Origin of the sequence: Pseudonocardia sp. DR1-2 (genome assembly GCF_023717215.1) — a bacterium.
Lineage (GTDB): Bacteria > Actinomycetota > Actinomycetes > Mycobacteriales > Pseudonocardiaceae > Pseudonocardia > Pseudonocardia alni.
On sequence record NZ_JAMQOF010000005.1, the window covers coordinates 194,583 to 212,135 of the forward strand.

16 protein-coding genes are annotated in these 17,553 nt (G+C 75.4%); 7 read left to right on the plus strand and 9 right to left on the minus strand.

From position 1 onward, the window contains the following. Window positions 1–184 precede the first annotated feature (184 nt). The 6 genes from ND486_RS16685 to ND486_RS16710 form a co-directional block, all read right to left on the minus strand. Complete coding sequence (locus tag ND486_RS16685) at window positions 185–982, minus strand: ABC transporter ATP-binding protein (RefSeq protein ID WP_251785055.1); 798 nt, start codon at window positions 980–982, stop codon at window positions 185–187. Continuing rightward, a complete protein-coding gene (locus ND486_RS16690; protein WP_251785056.1) occupies window positions 979–2,043 on the minus strand; it encodes an iron ABC transporter permease in 1,065 nt (354 codons plus the stop codon). Before ND486_RS16690 ends, ND486_RS16685 begins: the two co-directional genes overlap by 4 nt. Further along, window positions 2,040–3,089, minus strand: a complete 1,050-nt coding sequence (locus ND486_RS16695) for an iron chelate uptake ABC transporter family permease subunit (RefSeq protein WP_251785057.1) — start codon at window positions 3,087–3,089, stop codon at window positions 2,040–2,042. The genes ND486_RS16690 and ND486_RS16695 overlap by 4 nt, the downstream gene beginning before the upstream one ends. Then, window positions 3,086–4,159: an ABC transporter substrate-binding protein gene (locus ND486_RS16700; RefSeq protein WP_251785058.1), complete on the minus strand. Its 1,074-nt coding sequence runs from the start codon at window positions 4,157–4,159 to the stop codon at window positions 3,086–3,088. The genes ND486_RS16695 and ND486_RS16700 overlap by 4 nt, the downstream gene beginning before the upstream one ends. Continuing rightward, window positions 4,156–4,944: a sugar phosphate isomerase/epimerase gene (locus ND486_RS16705; RefSeq protein WP_251785059.1), complete on the minus strand. Its 789-nt coding sequence runs from the start codon at window positions 4,942–4,944 to the stop codon at window positions 4,156–4,158. The genes ND486_RS16700 and ND486_RS16705 overlap by 4 nt, the downstream gene beginning before the upstream one ends. A 68-nt stretch (window positions 4,945–5,012) precedes the next feature. Then, the gene (locus ND486_RS16710; RefSeq protein ID WP_251785060.1) at window positions 5,013–7,313 is read right to left on the minus strand and encodes a pyruvate dehydrogenase; all 2,301 of its coding nucleotides are present in this window, start codon (window positions 7,311–7,313) and stop codon (window positions 5,013–5,015) included. A gap of 173 nt (window positions 7,314–7,486) precedes the next feature. Between ND486_RS16710 and ND486_RS16715 the strand changes: the two genes are divergently transcribed. From ND486_RS16715 to ND486_RS16735, 5 genes are all read left to right on the plus strand, one after another. Next, a complete protein-coding gene (locus ND486_RS16715; RefSeq protein ID WP_251785061.1) occupies window positions 7,487–8,029 on the plus strand; it encodes an Lrp/AsnC family transcriptional regulator in 543 nt (180 codons plus the stop codon). Then, entirely contained in the window at window positions 8,026–8,847 is an 822-nt protein-coding gene (locus ND486_RS16720) for a DNA/RNA non-specific endonuclease (protein ID WP_251785062.1), read from the plus strand. Before ND486_RS16715 ends, ND486_RS16720 begins: the two co-directional genes overlap by 4 nt. 26 nt (window positions 8,848–8,873) lie before the next feature. Next, window positions 8,874–10,223 (plus strand): serine hydrolase domain-containing protein, encoded by a 1,350-nt coding sequence (locus ND486_RS16725; protein ID WP_251785063.1) that lies wholly within the window; start codon window positions 8,874–8,876, stop codon window positions 10,221–10,223. Between the two features lie 134 nt (window positions 10,224–10,357). Beyond that, a complete protein-coding gene (locus ND486_RS16730; protein ID WP_251785064.1) occupies window positions 10,358–12,163 on the plus strand; it encodes a BCCT family transporter in 1,806 nt (601 codons plus the stop codon). Window positions 12,164–12,448: 285 nt separating this feature from the next. Beyond that, window positions 12,449–14,185: a hypothetical protein gene (locus ND486_RS16735; protein WP_062396031.1), complete on the plus strand. Its 1,737-nt coding sequence runs from the start codon at window positions 12,449–12,451 to the stop codon at window positions 14,183–14,185. Between the two features lie 6 nt (window positions 14,186–14,191). Here ND486_RS16735 and ND486_RS16740 read toward each other — a convergent pair whose 3' ends face one another. The 3 genes from ND486_RS16740 to ND486_RS16750 form a co-directional block, all read right to left on the minus strand. After that, complete coding sequence (locus ND486_RS16740) at window positions 14,192–15,157, minus strand: NADPH:quinone oxidoreductase family protein (RefSeq protein ID WP_251785065.1); 966 nt, start codon at window positions 15,155–15,157, stop codon at window positions 14,192–14,194. A gap of 86 nt (window positions 15,158–15,243) precedes the next feature. Then, on the minus strand, window positions 15,244–15,552 hold the full coding sequence (locus ND486_RS16745) for a hypothetical protein (RefSeq protein WP_073574211.1): 309 nt from the start codon (window positions 15,550–15,552) through the stop codon (window positions 15,244–15,246). A gap of 186 nt (window positions 15,553–15,738) precedes the next feature. Beyond that, a complete protein-coding gene (locus ND486_RS16750) occupies window positions 15,739–16,164 on the minus strand; it encodes a hypothetical protein (RefSeq protein ID WP_062396034.1) in 426 nt (141 codons plus the stop codon). A 285-nt stretch (window positions 16,165–16,449) separates the two neighbouring features. On the opposite strand from ND486_RS16750, the gene ND486_RS16755 reads away from it, so the two are divergent. Both ND486_RS16755 and ND486_RS16760 read left to right on the plus strand, forming a co-directional pair. Beyond that, entirely contained in the window at window positions 16,450–17,016 is a 567-nt protein-coding gene (locus ND486_RS16755) for a hypothetical protein (protein ID WP_251785066.1), read from the plus strand. Window positions 17,017–17,189: 173 nt separating this feature from the next. Beyond that, a complete protein-coding gene (locus ND486_RS16760; RefSeq protein ID WP_073574423.1) occupies window positions 17,190–17,546 on the plus strand; it encodes a hypothetical protein in 357 nt (118 codons plus the stop codon). Window positions 17,547–17,553 lie beyond the last annotated feature (7 nt).

The following is a 17,553-nucleotide window of genomic DNA, read 5'->3' on the forward strand; positions in this document are numbered from 1 at the left end:
GCACGTTTCCGCCCCGGAGAGGGCCGGAACGTGCATCTCGATCGTCGGCCGGCCGCCGGCGGTGACGACACGGTGGCCGGAACCACGACAACGCGACGCCCGGCGACGCGGGCGCCGCGGCCGGGGTCGGACGCAGCTGCCGGGGTCGGCGCGCCGACTCCGGACCAGGGCGCCGACGCCGGGCTCAGGCGCTGACGCTGCGGACCGGGTCGGCGTCGAGGTAGCTGCAGGTCAGCCGCCCCTCGTGGGTCGAGACGACCCCGCGCACGCCGAACACCTCGGCCAGCAGCCGGTCGTCGACGACGTCGCCGGGTGCGCCGTCGGCGTGCACCCGCCCGTCGCGCAGCGCGACGATCCGGTCCGCGCACCGCGCGGCCTGGGCGAGGTCGTGCAGCACCGCGACGACGGTCAGGCCGCGCTGCTCCTGCAGCTCCCGGACCAGGTCGAGCACCTCCAGCTGGTGGCGGACGTCGAGGTAGGTGGTGGGCTCGTCGAGCAGGAGCACCGGGGCGTCCTGGGCCAGGGCGAGCGCGATCCGCACCCGCTGGCGTTCCCCGCCCGACAGCAGCTCGACCGGGGTGTCGGCCCATGCCTGCGTGCCGGTGGCCGCCAGCGCGTCGGAGACCGCCGCGTCGGCGCCGCCGCCGAGCATGCCCAGCGGCCCGCGGACGGCGTAGCGGCCCTGTGCGACGAGCGCCCGCACGGTCACCCCGCCCAGTGGCGGCAGGGCCTGGGGCAGCACCGCGACCCGCTTCGCGACCTCCCGGCGCGGGGTCCCTGCCAGCGGCCGGTCGGTCAGGTGCACCGCGCCCGCGTCGGGCCGGTGCAGCCCGGCGAGCACCCGCAGCAGCGTGGTCTTCCCGCAGCCGTTGCGTCCCACCAGCGACAGCCACTGCCCGCGGTCGACCGCCAGGTCGACGCCGTCGAGCACGGTGCGCCCGTCGAAGCGCACCGTCACCCCCTCGGCCCTGAGCACCGTCACAGCGCACCTCCCACCGTCGTACGGGACCGTCGGCGGACGATCCCGATGAGCACCACCGCGCCGGCGACCGCCGTCACCGCTCCCGCGGGCACCCCGATCGGCCGGTCCCCGGCCGGGGCGAGCGCCGTCAGCACCTGGGCGACGACGTCGGCCGCGACGACCGTGCCCGCCCCGGCCGCCGCCGACGCGGGCACGAGCAGCCGCGGGTCGGCCGCGCCCCGCAGCCCGAGCACCGCACGGGCCAGGTGCGGGGCGAGCAGCCCGACGAACGCGAGCGCCCCGACCGCCGCGACCGCCCCGCCGGTGGCGAGCACGGCCAGCAGCACCGCGGCCGAGCGCCACCCGGACACGGCGAGGCCGACGCCGCGGGCGTGGTCGTCGTCGACGCCGAGTACGGCGAGCACCGGGCCGAGCAGCACCGCGAGGACCACCGCGGTCAGCGCGACGGGCCAGAGCGCGTCCCAGTGCTCCCAGCCACGCCCGTTGAGCGAGCCGACCAGCCACCGGACCATCGACCCGGCCAGCTGCGGGCGGGCGGTGAGCAGCAGCAACGTCGTCCCGCCGAGCACCGCCGACACCAGCACCCCGACGACGGCCAGCCGCAGCGGGTCCGCGGTGCCCGGCCCCGCGGCCCGACCGGCGAGCAGCCACAGCACCCCGCCGCCGAGCGTCCCACCGAGCAGGGCCACGCCGAGCACGCCGAGCGGGGTGCCGACCGGTCCGCCGAGCACGGTCCCCAGCACCGCGCCGAGCACCGCGCCGGAGCCGACGCCGGTCACCTCCGGGGAGGCGAGCGGGTTGCGCAGCACCGCCTGCAGCACCGTCCCGGCGACGCCGAGGCAGGCACCGGCCGCGAGCCCGACCAGGACCCGCGGTGCCCGCAGCTCCCGGACGAGGTCGGTGGACAACGGGTCCGCGACCCCGGCCAGCGCCGCGAGCGCGGTGCCGGGCCCGACGGCGGTGCCGACCAGGAGCCCGGCCAGGGCGGCGACCGCCACGCACAGTCCGAGCAGCCCGAACCGGGCCGCGAGCGGCGCGCCCCGGCCCACCGGGCGGTTCACCGGTCCACCGCCGCGGCGGGACCGTCGGTGCGGACGGGAACGGCCGTGCGGGCGGGACCGGCCGTGCGGGCGGCCCGCGGGCGTCGCCACACCAGCAGCAGCCCGCCCGCGACGATCGCGACCCCCGCGGTGAAGCCGCCGACCGGCAGCTCCACCGGGTAGAGCACGGTGCGGGCCAGCAGGTCCGCGACGACGACCACGGCCGCACCCGCCCCGGCGCAGGCCGCGGCGCGGGGAAGCGGCCGGGCCGCGGGGAGCAGCACCCGCACCAGCTGCGGGGCGAGGAACCCGACCCAGGCGACCGGCCCCGCCGGGCCGACGACGGCCGCGACGAGCAGGCAGGCCACGCCCAGCACCGCCGCCCGGGCCGCCCCGGTGCGCAGGCCCAGCGCGGAGGCGGCGTCGTCGCCGAGACGCAGCGGTCCCAGCAGCGGCAGCACCGCGACCCCCGCGACGAACGCGACCGCCAGCGCGGGCAGCACCGGCGTCACCGTCGCCCACGTCGTGCCGGTCAGCGAGCCCAGCAGATAGCGCACCAGCACGCCCTGCTCCGAGGAGCCGGTCATGGCGACCGCCGCGAGCAGCAGCGCCTGCAGCGCCGCACCCACCCCGGCTCCGATCAGCAGGACCGCGGCCGGGCCGACGGCGCCGCGGACGGCGAGCAGGGTGAGCGCTCCCCCGGTCACCGCGCCGACCACGGCGGGCAGCAGCGGCGCGAACGGGACCGCGGCCCCGGTGACGACCGTGACCGCCACCGCGGCCGCCGCACCGGAGGACACCCCGAGCAGCTCGGGGACGGCGAGCGGGTTGCGCAGACCGTCCTGCAGCAGCAACCCGGCCAGCCCGAGCGCGGCGCCGGTGAGTACACCGAGCAGCAGCCGCGGTACCCGCAGCTCGGTGACGACGACGTGCTCGATCCCGCCCGCCGCGCCCAGCACGGCGGGCAGCCGGTGCGGCGCGACGGCCGGGGTGCCGGTCCCGAGGACCAGCGCGGCGAGCAGCACCGCCCCGGCCGCGACGGCGAGCAGCAGCAGGGCCCGTCTCACCGGCCGGGGACCACCGCGAGCGACTGGGTGACGATCGCGCCCAGGCTGCGCGTGCCGCGCCCGCTGCCCCACAGCCGCGGGTCCATCTCGTGCACGTTCCCCTGCTGCACCGCGGGGACCTGGGCCCACACCGGGTTCGCGGCGAGCTGGTCGGTCAGGGTGCGGTCGGCGGAGGAGAACAGCAGCGAGAACGCGAACACCACGTCCGGGGCCTGCGCGAGGATCTCCTCGACGCTGTAGGTGCTCGCGGTCTCGACGTCGGCGCCGCGCGGGACGAACGGGTAGTCGTAGAGCGTCGCGAGCAGGTTCCCGTTGACCGTGTCGGTGGTGTCGACGCCGATCGTGTCGGCGCTGCCGTACATCAGCAGGACCTTCCGGTCGGCCTGGCCGGTGGCGCGCGCCCGCTCGACGCCGTCGGCCAGCGTCGTGCGGAAGCGCCGCTCGCCCGCGGTGGCCTCGGCGGTGCGTCCGGTGAGCGACCCCAGGTCCCGCAGGTAGCCGACCGACTCCTCCCAGGTCGTCGGCTGCACCAGCCACAGCGGGGCGAACCGCTCGATCGCCGCACGCAGCGGCTCGTGCACTCCGCCGAGCCCGATCACCAGGTCGGGGCGCAGCGCGGCGATGGACTCGACGTCCTCGCTGCCGAAGCTGCCGGCGACGGTCGGGACCTGCGCGGCGCGCTCGCCGAGCAGGACGGGGTTCTTCAGCAGGGCCGGGGTGGAGGTGCCGGCCGGGGTGAGCCCCAGCTCGACGACCATGTCGTCGCACAGGCCGGTCAGGCAGACGATGCGCGTCGGCGGGGCCGGCACGGTGACGGCGGTGCCGCGCGGGTCGGTGACCGAGAGTGCCGGCTCCAGCGGTGCGACGTCCCGGCTGACGGCGGGCCGCTCGGCGGCCGCCTCCGGCGCGGGCGCGGCCGTCCCACCGCACCCGGCGAGCAGCAGGGCGACCAGCGCGACCGGCAGCAGGGCGGCGATCCGGGGGGCACGGGACCGGGCGGCGGCGACGGTGCGAGCGGCGGCGGCGGCGGAGCCGGCGACGGCATCGGCGGGCAGGCGACGGGCGCTCATCGCGCACCGGCCAGGTCGCGCCCGGCCCGCAGGTCGCGCAGCGCGGCGGCGTCGCGGCGCAGCGAGGCGGCGGTGTCGCCGGGGACGAACTCCAGCAGCACCTCGGTGTCGGTGCCGTCGTCGCGGGACTGCGCGGTGAGCTCGGCGAGCACCGGGGCCCACAGGTCGGCGCGGTCGCCGAGCGGCAGCCGCTCGGTGTATCCGTCGGCGCCCCAGGAGAACGCGTGCACGGTGGCCGGGCGCAGCGCGCGGACCTCGGCCAGGCAGACGTCGGTGTCGGGCAGCTCGCGCGGCTGCCAGTGGGTGACCAGGGCGGGGTGGCCGACCTCGGCGCGCAGCCTCAGCGCGGTGTCGAGGCCGTCGGTGAGGGACTCGACGTGGTGCTCGACGAGCAGCCCCATCCCCCGCTCGGCGACGGCGTCGGCGCAGCGCCGCAGCGCGTCCACGGTGGCGGCGCGCCCGGCGGGCGACACGTCGGCCGAGGCCGCCGTCCCGGCCCAGACCCGTACCCGCGGGGCGCCGAGCTCGGCCGCCGTCGCGACGACGGCGTCGAACTCGCCGGGGTCGGACGCACCGGCCTTGTGGTAGCTGCCGTAGGTGCCGATCCGCAGCCCTGCGCCCGCGCAGGCACCGCGGGCCGCCGACGCCGCCGACCGGTCCCCGGGGCGGACGTGCCGGTCCCCGGCCCACTCGACGACCTCGGACCCGGCGTCGACCGCCAGGCGCACGACGTCCGGAACGGACCTCTCACGGAAGGTGACCGAGGCCAACCCCAGAAGCAGCATGGTCGGTAACCGTAGTCATTATCGATTGCGCGATCCAGCGACGTACGTCACCCGATGTCCGGTTCCGCCTAGAGCAGGTCGAGTCCGGCCGCCACGACCGTGTCCGCGTCGAGCCCGTGGTGGGCGTAGACCGAGGCGAGGTCGCCGGACTGACCGAAGCGGTGCACGCCCAGGTGCGTCGCGGGGACCCGGTTGACCCCGGCGAGGAACGCGAGGGTGTGCGGGTGCCCGTCGAGCAGGGTGACCAGCGGTGCGGCCCGGCGCGCGGGGAACGCCGACTCCAGGATCCACGGCTCGGTCTGCGGCCGGGCGGGGCGTCCGGCGCGGGCCTGCAGGGCGTCGAACAGCAGCCCCGGGCTGGTCACCACGACGACGTCGACGTCGTGGCCGAGCTCGGCGAGCCGGTCCGCCGCGGCGAGTGCCTCGGTCGTCGGCGCACCGGCGACCGCGATGGTCAGCGCCGGTGTACCCGCGGCGCGGCGGAGCGGGTAGGCCCCGGCGACCACCTGGCGCCGGCGCCGCTCGCGCGCGGCCGGGTCGGCCGGGACCGCCGCGAGGGTCTGGTCCACCGGCCGGGTCGACAGGCGCAGGTAGGCACTCGTGCCGTCCGGGCGGCCGAGCCGGGCCAGCGAGGCGAGCAGCGTCCACTCGGTGTCGATGGCGAACGCCGGCTCGTAGGTGACGCAGCCGGGCTGCTCCAGCCCGACGGACGGTGTCGTCACCGACTGGTGGGCACCGCCCTCGGGGGCCAGCGACACCCCGGAGGGCGTGCCGACGAGGATCGACTGTCCACCCGCGTAGATGCCGAACGACCACGGCTCCAGCGCGCGCTCGACGAACGGGTCGTAGAGCACCCCGATCGGCAGCACCGGACGGCCCCAGCGCGACCAGGTCGCCCCCAGCTCCCCGAGCGCCCCGACGAGGTTCCCCTCGGCGATGCCCAGCTCCAGGTGCTGGCCGGTGGGCCGCTCGCGCCAGTGCAGGATCGTCTCGGGATCGTCGTCGAACCAGTCCTTGCGCTCCGCGGTGGACCAGACGCCGACCTTGTTCACCCAGCCGCCCAGGTTCGTCGACGACGACACGTCCGGACAGAGCGTGACCACCCGGCCGGCCGCCTCGGGGGCCTCCCGGGTGAGGTCGAGCAGCGCCCGGCCGAGCGCGGCCTGGGTGGTGGCCCGCCCGGTCGGGGTGCGTCCGATGTCGGTCGGCAGCGGCGGGACCGGCTGCTCGTCGACCGGGTCGCGGTGCAGCCGCTGCGCCGCGGCGGCCACCACCTCGCCCGCCGGGGACTCCGGGTCGAAGCGCCGCCAGGGGTCGTCGGGGTCGGCGCCGACGGCGTCGGCCAGCTCGCGGACCTGGTCGGCGCTCAGGATCGAGCCGTGGTTCTGCGGGTGGCCCGCGGTCGCGAGGCCGTGGCCCTTGACCGTGTAGGCGAGGACCACCGTGGGCCGGGTGTCGTCGATCGCGGAGAACGCGTCGCGCAGCGCGGCGGTGTCGTGCCCGCCGAGGTTGCGCACCGCGGCGAGCAGGGTGTCGTCGTCGAGGCCGGCGACGAGCTCCTCCAGGCCGGCGTGCCCGTCGGGGAGCCGGGTGCGGACCTCGTCGGCGTCGCAGCGCAGCAGCCGCTGGTACTCCGCGTTCTGCATGGTGTCGATCCGGGCGCGCAGCGCGTCGCCGCCGGGGCGGTCGAACAGCTCGTGCAGCAGCCTGCCGTACTTGACGGTGAGGACCTGCCAGCCGGCCGCGGAGAACATGCCCTCGATCCGCGGCGCGCCGATCGCGGGGACGACCCGGTCCAGGGACTGCCGGTTCAGGTCGACGATCCACACGACCTCGCCCAGCTCACCGACCATCGGGTCGAGGATGGCCTCCCAGACGGCGCCCTCGTCGAGCTCGGCGTCGCCGACCAGGGAGTACTGCCTGCCCTGTCCGGCGCCGCCGAAGTGGGTGTCGACGTAGCGGCGGGCCAGCGCACCCCAGATCGGGGCGGTCGCGCCGATCCCCACCGAGCCGGTCGAGTAGTCGACCGGGTCGGGGTCCTTGGACCGCGACGGGTAGGACTGCAGCCCGCCGAAGGCGCGCAGCGTGCTCAGGTAGCGCTCGTCGAGCTCGCCGAGCAGGTAGTTGATCGCGTGCAGCACCGGCGAGGCGTGCGGCTTGACCGAGACCCGGTCCCCGGCCCGCAGGTGCTCGAACCACAACGAGGTCATGATCGTCGTCATCGACGCCGACGACGCCTGGTGCCCGCCCACCTTCAGCCCGCTGGGGTCGCCGCGCCGGTTGGCCGCGTCGACGATCGCGGTGGACAGCCACAGCACCCGCTTCTCGATCTCGACGAGCGTGTCCGTCGTCACCGTCTGCGTGCCCATCGCCCACCACTCCAGCCTCGTCGCTCATGCAGCCTGCCCAGCCAGCCCACCATCACATCGACGAGTGCACAACCACAGCCCGCATGACTGAGCAGAGTGCACGCGCCGGGCCGGGCGGGACGCCCGCCGGGGCGGCATAATGCGCACCCGCGGACACGAGGAGGGGGCACCACGTGACGGGAACGACCGGCGACGGGCGGGCCGCGCTCGACGGCCACGACGCCCGGCTGCTGCTGGCCCTGGCGCAGGACCCGCGCGCGACGGTGCTCGCCCTCGCCGAACAGGTCGGCCTGTCCCGCAACACCGTGCAGGCCCGGCTGGCCAAGCTGGACCGGCTCGGCGCACTGGACACCTTCGAGCGCCGGGTCGACCCGGCGGCGCTCGGCTATCCGCTGACCGCGTTCGTGACGGTGCGGGTGGTGCAGCGCGAGCTCGCCACCGTCGCCGACGCACTGGACCGGGTACCGGAGGTGCTGGAGGTGCACGGCGTCTCCGGACCGGAGGACCTGCTGGTGCACCTGGTCGCCCGCGACGCCGACGACCTCTACCGGATCGCCGGCCACCTCCTCGCGATCGACGGGGTGGAGCGCACGTCGACGTCGCTGGTCATGCGCTCGCTGGTCGGGTTCCGCACCGCCCCGCTGCTGCACCGCCTGACCGACGGCGGCGCAGGCGCACCCGTCGTTCACCCGGCACCGCTACCGTCACGCCGATGAGCGCCCCCGCCGCCCCCGGTTTCGACCCGGACTTCCTCGGCGTCGCGACGCCGATGCCGACGCTGCCCGGGACCGACACCCTGCTGCTCCCCTACACCCACTTCGCCACGCTGCACCGGCCCGACCGGCGCCTGGCCGCGGCCACCGCCGTCGCGATCGACGGGGCGACCCTGCGGCAGCTCGAACGTTCCGACGACTGGCGCCTCGACGACCGGCTGCCCGCCGGGCAGCAGGCCGGCGCCGAGCTCTACGCCGACAACGACCTCGACCGCGGCCACCTGGTCCGCCGCCAGGACCCGGTGTGGGGCGGGGCCGCCGAGGCTGCGACGGCGGAGTCCGACACGTTCCACTACACCAACGCCGCCCCGCAGGCCGCCGCGTTCAACCAGGACAAGCAGACCTGGGGCGGGCTGGAGGACTACCTGCTCGACAACGCGGGCGACAACGACCGGCGGCTCGTGGTGTTCACCGGCCCGGTGCTGGCCGACGACGACCCGGAGTACCGCGGCGTGCGCATCCCGCGGCTGTTCTGGAAGATCGGCGCCTTCGTCGTCGGCGGCGCGCTCGGCACCACCGCGTACCTGCTGGACCAGACGCCCCTGCTCGGCGACCTCGCCGAGCCGGCGCCGGGGGACCCGCCGCCGCTGGGCCCGTACCGCACCTTCCAGGTGCCGGTGGCCCGGATCGGCGAGCTGACCGGGCTCGACCTGGGCCCGCTGACCGCGGCGGACCGGATGCCGGTACCCGAGCCGGTGCCCGCCGCGCTGTCGGAGCGGGCCGTGCGGCTGCGCTCGTTCGCCGACATCCGCGGACTGTGAGCACGCCGGGGATCTAGGGTCGCCCCGTGACCGAGCTGCTCCCCAGCACCCAGCGCACCCTGCTCGCCCGCGTCGCCCGCGCCCAGCGCGACGGCCGCGTCCCCTCCCTCGTCGCCGGGGTGGTCCGCGACGGCGCCCTCGTCTGGCACGCCGGGCGCGGAGCGCTGCCGGACGGGGCCGCCGAGGACGACGTCCAGTACCGGATCGGCTCCATCTCCAAGACCGTCTGCGCGGTCACCGTCCTGCGGCTGCGCGACGAGGGACTGCTCGACCTCGACGACCCGCTGGACCGGCACCTCCCCGGCACCCCGCTCGGCGACCGCACCCTGGGCCAGCTGCTGTCCCACCTGGCCGGGGCCGGCTCGGAGAGCCCCGGCCGGTGGTGGGAGCGCACCCCCGGCGGCACCCTCGAGGAGCTGGGCCTCGGCGACGCCGACCGGGTGCTGCCCGCCGCGCGCCGCTTCCACTACTCCAACCTCGGGTTCGGGCTGCTCGGTGAGGTCGTCGCCCGCCTCCGCGGCCGCGCCTGGGCCGACGTCGCCCGCGACGAGGTGCTGCTCCCGCTGGGCATGACCCGTACCTCCACCCGACCGCAGCAGCCCGCCGCGGCGGGACGGGCGGTGCACCCGTGGGCCGACCTCGTGCTGGCCGAGCCCGAGCACGACGCCGGGGTGATGGCCGCCGCCGGGCAGCTGTGGTGCACCGCGGCGGACCTGGCCCGGCTCGGCGCCCTGCTGCTCGGCGACACCGGCGACGTGCTCTCCCCGGCGACGGTCGAGGAGATGACGCTGCCCGCGGGCGTCGACCCGACGTCGCCGGTCTGGGCAGGCTACGGCCTGGGCGTGCAGGTCCTGCGGCTCGAGCGGCCCGAGGGCGGCGGCACGACGACGCTGGTCGGGCACGGCGGATCCATGCCCGGATTCCTCGCCGGGCTCTGGGTGGACCGCGAGGAGGGCGCCGGCGCCCTGGCGATGGGCAACACCACCTCCGGGATGGACAGCGGGCTGGCCGCCGGGCTGCTGAACGACCTGCGCGTCGCCGAGCCCCGCATCGTCGCGCCGTGGACCCCGCAGCCCTGCCCGGTCGACCCCGAGCTGCTCGGACCGTGGTTCTGGGGTCCCTCCCCCTACGCGCTGCGCTCGGTCGGCGGCGGGCTGCTGCACCTCGGCGGCCTCGGACGTCCCGGACGCGCGTCGCGGTTCCGGCCCGGCCCGGACGGCACCTGGGTCGGCCTGGACGGCTACTTCGCCGGGGAGACCCTGCGGATCGCCCGCGACCACCTGTGGCTGGCCACGTTCGTCTTCACCCGCACCCCCTACGACCCGGCCGCACCGGTCCCCGGCGGCGTCTCCGACGAGGGCTGGACCACCTCCTGACATCACGGTTCGGCCTGCACAGCGACACGGGACGGCCCAGTACCTACACTTTCGGCACACAAACGACTTGTGCACCATTTCTGCACGAACGAGAGCGGAGGGGGGATGCGCCCGGCACACGGGCGTGACCACGTATGACACAGGCCCAATCACCACCGGACGGCCGTCCGGACACGACCGGGGACGACCGGCCCCGCACCGACTGGATCGTGTTCGGCGTCGGCGCCGCGCTCGCGCTGCTGTTCGTGCTGTGGGGGCTGCTCAGCGCCGACACCCTCGGCGCCACCGCCGAGGCGATGCTCGGCGGGCTGATGCGCGGCGGCGGCTGGGGCTTCATCCTCGCCGCGACCGCCTTCGTGGCCTTCGCGCTGTTCCTGGCCTTCAGCCGCTTCGGGCGCATCAAGCTCGGCGCCGACGACGAGGAGCCCGAGTTCCGCACGGTCTCCTGGATCGCGATGATGTTCTCCGCCGGGATGGGCATCGGGCTGATGTTCTTCGGCGTGAACGAGCCGCTGACCTTCTTCCAGTCGCCGCCGCCCGGCGCCGCCGAGCCCGGCACCATCGACGCGCTGCAGACCTCGATGGCGACCTCGCTGTTCCACTGGACGCTGCACCCGTGGGCGATCTACGCCGTCGTCGGCCTCGCCATCGCCTACTCCACCTTCCGCAAGGGCCGCCGGCAGCTGATCAGCCAGGCCTTCATCCCGCTGATCGGGCGCAAGGCCGCCGAGGGCTCCATCGGCCGGGGCATCGACATCCTCGCGATCTTCGCGACGCTGTTCGGCTCCGCGGCCTCGCTGGGTCTGGGCGCGTTCCAGATCGGCGGCGGCATGCAGACCGTCGGCTGGGTGGACGGCCAGGTGAGCCCCTGGGTGCTCGCCGCGATCATCATCGTGCTGACCGCCGCGTTCATCCTCTCCGCCGTCTCCGGCGTCGAGAAGGGCATCCAGTGGCTGTCCAACACCAACATGGTGCTGGCGGCGGTGCTGGCGTTCTTCGTGTTCGTCGTCGGCCCGACGGTGATCATCCTGGACCTGATCCCGACGTCGATCGGCGCGTACTTCTCCCAGTTCTTCGAGATGGTCGGGCGCACCGAGGCCGTCGGCGGCGAGCCGATGCTCGAGTGGCTCTCCGGCTGGACGATCTTCTACTGGGCGTGGTGGATCTCGTGGACGCCGTTCGTCGGCATGTTCCTGGCGCGGATCTCGCGCGGGCGCACCATCCGTGAGTTCGTCGGCGGCGTCATCCTCGCGCCGAGCCTGGTCTCGCTGGTCTGGTTCTGCATCTTCGGCGGCACCGCCATCACCCAGGCCCAGCAGGGTGCGCAGTTCTCCGACGACTCCAACGTCCAGCTGTTCCAGATGCTGGCCGCCTACCCGTGGGCGACCTTCACCGGCCTGCTGGTCATGCTCCTGGTCGCGATCTTCTTCGTGTCCGGCGCCGACGCCGCGTCGATCGTCATGGGCACGCTGTCCCAGCGCGGCACCATCGAGCCCAGCAAGTGGGTCGTGGTCTTCTGGGGCTCGGTCATGGGCGCGGTCGCCGTGCTGATGCTCGTCACCGGCGGCGAGAACGCCCTGGACGGCATCCAGAACCTGACCATCCTGGTCGCGGCGCCGTTCGTCGTGATCATGGTGCTGCTGTGCTTCGCGCTGTTCAAGGACCTGCGCCGCGACAAGGTCGTGCTGCGGGACGAGAAGGGCGCGCAGGTGCTGGAGCAGGCCGTCGACTGGGCCACCGACAACCACGGCGAGAACTTCTACGTCAAGGTCGGTGCGTTCGACTCGACCGACCCGAACGCACCCGCCGACGGCAACGGCAGCTCCGGCAACGGCCACGGTTCCGTCGCGGCCGGGTCCGACGGGCCGGAGGGGCGGACCGGCGACGAGTCGACGCGGGCGACCGCCGAACGGCGCGACAGCCCGGTCGGCGGCGACTGACCACCTCTCGTCGCACACGACGGCGGCCGGACACCCTCCCGGGGTGTCCGGCCGTCGTCGTCCGTGGCAGGGTCGAGGGCTCACGGTCGCGGGGACGGCCGGACGATCGGACGGCCCGTGACCGACCGCCCACCGACGGTGAGCGGTCGGGAGTGACCCGGGCCGACCGCGCTCGTTGGACCTCCTGCGACCACCCGGTGCGCGGCCCCCGCGCGCACCGACGATCATCGGAAAGTGCTGCGCCGCAGCCGGAGCGGATGGGAGGGACCTGACACAGTGGGCCGGATGCGTCTCGTCTTCACCCCGGGGGACGACCAGGGGTACGCCGAGGCCCGCAGCCGCCTGCTGGAGCAGTTCTCCCTCTGGGCCCGCCGCCGTCGCGTCGAGGTGGACACCGCGCTCGTCGCCGCCGTGCTGGACTACAAGTACGCGCGCGACCGCAGGCTGGGCCGCTGGACGCGCTCGCACATCGCCGACGCGCTGGGCATGTGGTTCCCGCGCAAGGTGACCGTGCTCGAGCCCGACGACGTCGCCCCCGCCTTCCACGCACTCATCGACTTCGTCGACGAGCACGACTGGTTCGACCCGCAGTCGCACCCGGCGGACGCGCTGCACCGACAGGTCCTCGACTCCACCCCCGCCCTGCACGACGGCCTCGCCGACGAGCGCAACTACGACCTCGGCAAGTTCTGGGGCGTGCAGCTGCACCGCCACGGCGTCGACCCCGCGGACCCGGCCGCCGTGCAGCGGTTCCTCGACCGGGCCGGCGCCGGGCAGACCGACGTCGACCGGCACGCGCTCGCCGAGATCATGCGGCGCGAGGCGCAGCGTCCGACCCGCACCGAGTGGAACCCCGAGCTGCCGCCGGTACCGATGCCCGGCGCCGCGGCGCTCGTCGACGCCGCGGAGCGCTCCGAGGCCCTCGAGCTGCTCCGCAAGCTGACCCTGTGGGTGCGGGCGGGTCGCCGGCTCACCTCCGACGGCCGCCTCGACCGCACCGACGCGCTCGACCTCGCCGCGCACCTGCAGCTCGACCACATCTACCGCGAGACCGCCCGTACCAGCGACGACCTGCCCGAGGTGTCGCTGCTGCTGCGCTGGGCCCGCTCGGCGCGCCTGGTCCGCGTGGTGCGCGGCCGGCTGCTGCCGGTCAAGAGCGCGGGCCCGCTGCTGAACCGGCCGATCGAGCTGTGGCGCCGGGTGTTCGAGTCGGTCGGACGCCTCGGCGACAGCCTGGGCGGGACCGACGTGTTCGGCGCACCGTCGCTGTTCGGGATGTCGATGTCACAGGCGTTCCCGATGCTGTGGGTCGGCCTCTACGCCACCGGCGGCGGGCAGGTCCCGCTCGAGCACTTCCACCGCCAGGTCCGCGACGCCGTCAACGACGAGGCCGGCTGCGTGGTCGACGACCTCGCCGGCGACGTCGAGCAGCGGCTGTGGCGCCGCGACGTCACGGCCCTGCTGGACGCCTGCGAGCTGCTCGGCGCGATCGAGCTGACCGAGACCCTCGATGCCGACGAGCTCGACGAGCTGTCCCGGGTCGCGCACCGCGACGACCCGGACCCCACGGTCGTCGCGCTGACCCCGATGGGGCTGTGGGCGGTGCACGAGTACCTGACCGAGCAGGGCATGCACCTGCCCGCGCCGGGAGAGCTAGCCGACGAGGACGTCGAGTACGTGTGCGTGCGGATGAGCGGGGTGCGGGCCGACGTCGCCGAGGCCGAGCTCGCCGCGTGGGCGCTCGCCCGCCACCCCGGGGACGCCGTGCGCGAGCTGGACCGCTTCCTGCGCCGCTGCGAGGTCCCGGCGCACCGGGCCCTCGCGCTGCACGCGCTGACCGCGACCGGCCCGGCCGGGCGGGCGGTCGCCGCCCGCCACCGGTTGCACGTCGCCGAGCCCGTGGTGGTGCCGGCGCCGCACCGCCACGTCGGCCCCACCCCGGCGCCCCGCGCGGCGGCCGCCGAGACCACGGCGCCGCTGCCGCGCACCGCGGTCCGGCACAACCTCGAGCCGGCCGGCTGACCCGGATCAGGTCAGCAGGACGACCTTGCCGGTGACGGTGCGGTCGTCGATGCGTGACAGGGCGGTCGCGGCGTCGTCGAGGCCGAAGCGCTCGCTGATCAGCGGGTCGAGCGCGCCGGAACGCAGGTGCGGGAGCAGGGCGTCCCACTCCGAGCGGATGAAGTCCGGGCGTCCCAGCGCGTAGGCACCCCAGCCGACCCCGCGGACGTCGACGTTGTTCAGCAGCAGCCGGTTCACCTTCACCGTCGGGATATCCCCCGCGGTGAATCCGACGACCATGAGACGGCCGAGCGGGCCGAGGCAGCGCACCGAGTCGGTGAAGCGGTCCCCGCCGACCGGGTCGACGACCATGTCGACGCCCGCACCGCCGGTCAACTCCTTCACGACGTCCTTGAACCCGTCGACGCCGACGGTGTGCGCGGCACCCGCGCGCCGGGCGACCTCGGCCTTGGCCTCGGTGGAGGTGACGCCGATGACGGTGGCCCCCATCGCGGCCGCCAGCTGGATCACCGCGGTCCCGATGCCCCCGGCCGCGCCCTGGACGAGCACCGTCTCCCCCGCCCGCAGGCCACCGCGGGTGTCGAGGGTGAAGTGCGCGGTCAGGTAGTTCATCGGCAGGCAGGCGCCCGCCGCGAACTCCACCTCGTCGGGCAGCGGGAAGACGTGCTGCTCCGGAGCGGAGACGGTCTCGGCGAACACCCCGGACATGGTGAACGCGACGACCCGGTCCCCGGCGGCGAACCGGCTGTCCGGGCCCGCCTCGCGCACCGTGCCGGCGCACTCGGAGCCGAGGGTGAACGGCGGCTCCGGCTTGTACTGGTACATCCCCTTGGTCAGCAGGACGTCCGGGAAGTTCACCCCGGCCGCGGCGACGTCGATCAGAACCTCGCCGTCACCGCGGACCGGCGGCTCGACCTGGGCGACGCGGACCGCGGACGGCCCGTCCAGCTCGCTGACCTGCACTGCACGCACGTGTGCTCTCCCTCGTGGTCCGACGGCGGTGTCCGCCGGTCATCGAACCACGCGCGCGGGTGATCCACACGGGCCGCGGGGCGCCGCTACACGGGCTGGGCGTCGCCGTAGCGCGGGGTGCGCGGCTCGGTGAGCGCGTCGCACAGCTCGGAGAGCCGGTTGTCGATGCGGTCCTGCACCCGCTCCAGCGCGTCGAGCTCCAGCATGAGGTCCAGGGCGTCACCGGTGGTGCCTCCGGAGAGGACGCGCTCCAGCTCGGCACGGCGCTCGGCGGCGCGCCGACGGCAGGCGTCGGCGGTGGCCTTGTGGGCGCGCAGGCGGGCACGGGCGGGGTCGGCGAGATCGCGGCCGCCGTTGACGGTGGCGACGCGCTCCTCCAGCAGGTGCGGGTTCACGGGGCCCTCCGATGCGTGGTGGTGGGAACGTCGGCTCGGCGGTGACGTGACCGCCGCCACATCCCACGCTAGACGATCAGCGTGTGCCGCGCATCACATCGGTGTGACATCCGTGAGGAACCGGCCCCGGACGCGCGACGACCCCCGGCGCCGCGGGCACCGGGGGTCGTCGGACGTCGGGTCGGGTCAGTCGCCGCGGCGCGGCTGCGGGATGAGCTCCGCCGGGCCGCGACGGCGCTGGGCGACGGCGTCGGTGGTCAGGTGGTAGTGCCCGCGGCGGGACCGCCGGCACAGATAGGCCCGCTGCGGGCGCCCGCCGAGGGCCTCCAGCTCACGGGCGGCACACTCGGCCGCGTCCCGGTCCGGGTAGATGACCTTGCCGTCGCTGCCGGTCGCGGAGGCGCCGAACCGCTCGCGGTCCTCGATCTCGCGCCGCCCGGGCAGGCAGACCTCCGGCCGGCCGGACCGCATCAGCCGCGCGTAGCGGGCCAGCACGCGGCCCCGCTCGCCGTCGACCACACCTCGTCCGGACGGCAGGTTCTCCACCGAGCGCCGTGCCGCGGGGATCATCCCCGGGTGCACCGCCGGAACCCTGTCGAACTGCCCGTCCATGTCGCCTCCACGTCGCCGTCACTTGTGGATCGCTCGACTCATCCTGCCTCGTTACCGCCTGCGGCGGACTCGCTCGATCGTGTCATCTGTCACGCAGACACCGGCATAATCGCTCACACAGTGTGACATCGCCTGCTGATCGGCGTGCCGGGGACGCCGCTCACCGCCGCGTCGGTCGTGTCATCACACCTGTGGGTACGGCCGTGTGCACCAGCCTGTGCGCCCGTCCGGACCGTCCTATCCTGGTTCCCCGGGAACGCGCGTGCCCCGGGTCGGGGGACGAAGATGGCGATCCAGCCCGAGACGGGTGTCGGGAACGGGGCGTCCGGCGGCCCGCGGTGGGACGAGGTGTTCACCCCGTCCGACCTGGCCGAGGGCGTGTTCGACGTGCGGTGGGACCTGCGGCCGCGGTTGCGCCGGTGGCTGGCCGACCAGGGGCTGGCCACCGCGTCGGGACGCGAGACGCACCGCCCCGCGATCGACGCCTGGGCCCTGCTCGACGGCGGCGTGATCGCCGTGTCCGCGGTGAGTCTGCCCGGCACGCCGCCCGGTGCGGTGCCGCTGCCCGGGCAGGAGCCCGCCGCCGGCACCACTCCCCCGCGGAACTCCGCGCTGCTGTCCCCGGGTATGCGACTGATCGGGCACCGCACGCTGCGCCTGGTCGTCGCCCGCCTCGGGCTGCCCGGTGGCGACGAGCCGCTGCCCGGGGAGCACCGCGACGTGCCCGGCCTGGTCGAGGACCTATTCGACGCCCGTCGCCGCGACGCCGAGAGCGCCGAGCAGGCCGAGCTGCTCGCCACCTGCACCGACCGGACGTCGCTGCGCTGGGTGGTCACCGCACTGCGACCGTAGGGGCGTGCAGAATCGCGCGCGCCCCGTACACCTCGTCCGGCTCGACCGGCGTCGACGGTGACGACCTGATCATCAGGTGCGATGACCCCGGCGGTTCGTCGACAACGGCTTACCGAGATCGGCACATCGTCCGACGGCGACGCATCCGGCGCCCCGTGACAGGCTCAACCCTCGTGACGACCTGGACCAGCGACGAGTGCGCCGCCCACTGGGGCGTGCAGGTGGGCACCTGGAACTCCTACGTCTCCCGCGGCCAGGCGCCGGCCCCGCTGCCCGACCCCGGCCCGGGCGGCCGCAAGGTCTGGGACGCCGACGCCGTCCGCGCGTTCTCCCGGCCCGGGGTGGGCCGCCGCCGGGGATCCGCCGAGTCCGCGGCCGTGCTGGAGGAGCTGCGGGCGGCGGCGGACGCGCCGCGCGAGCGTCGCCGCGCGCTGCTGCGCGCCGGGCGCGAGGCCGGCTGCGAGGTCAGCGCGATGGCGGCGGCGCTCGGTGTCTCCCGGCACACCGCCTACGCCTGGTTGAAGGACTGACCCTCCG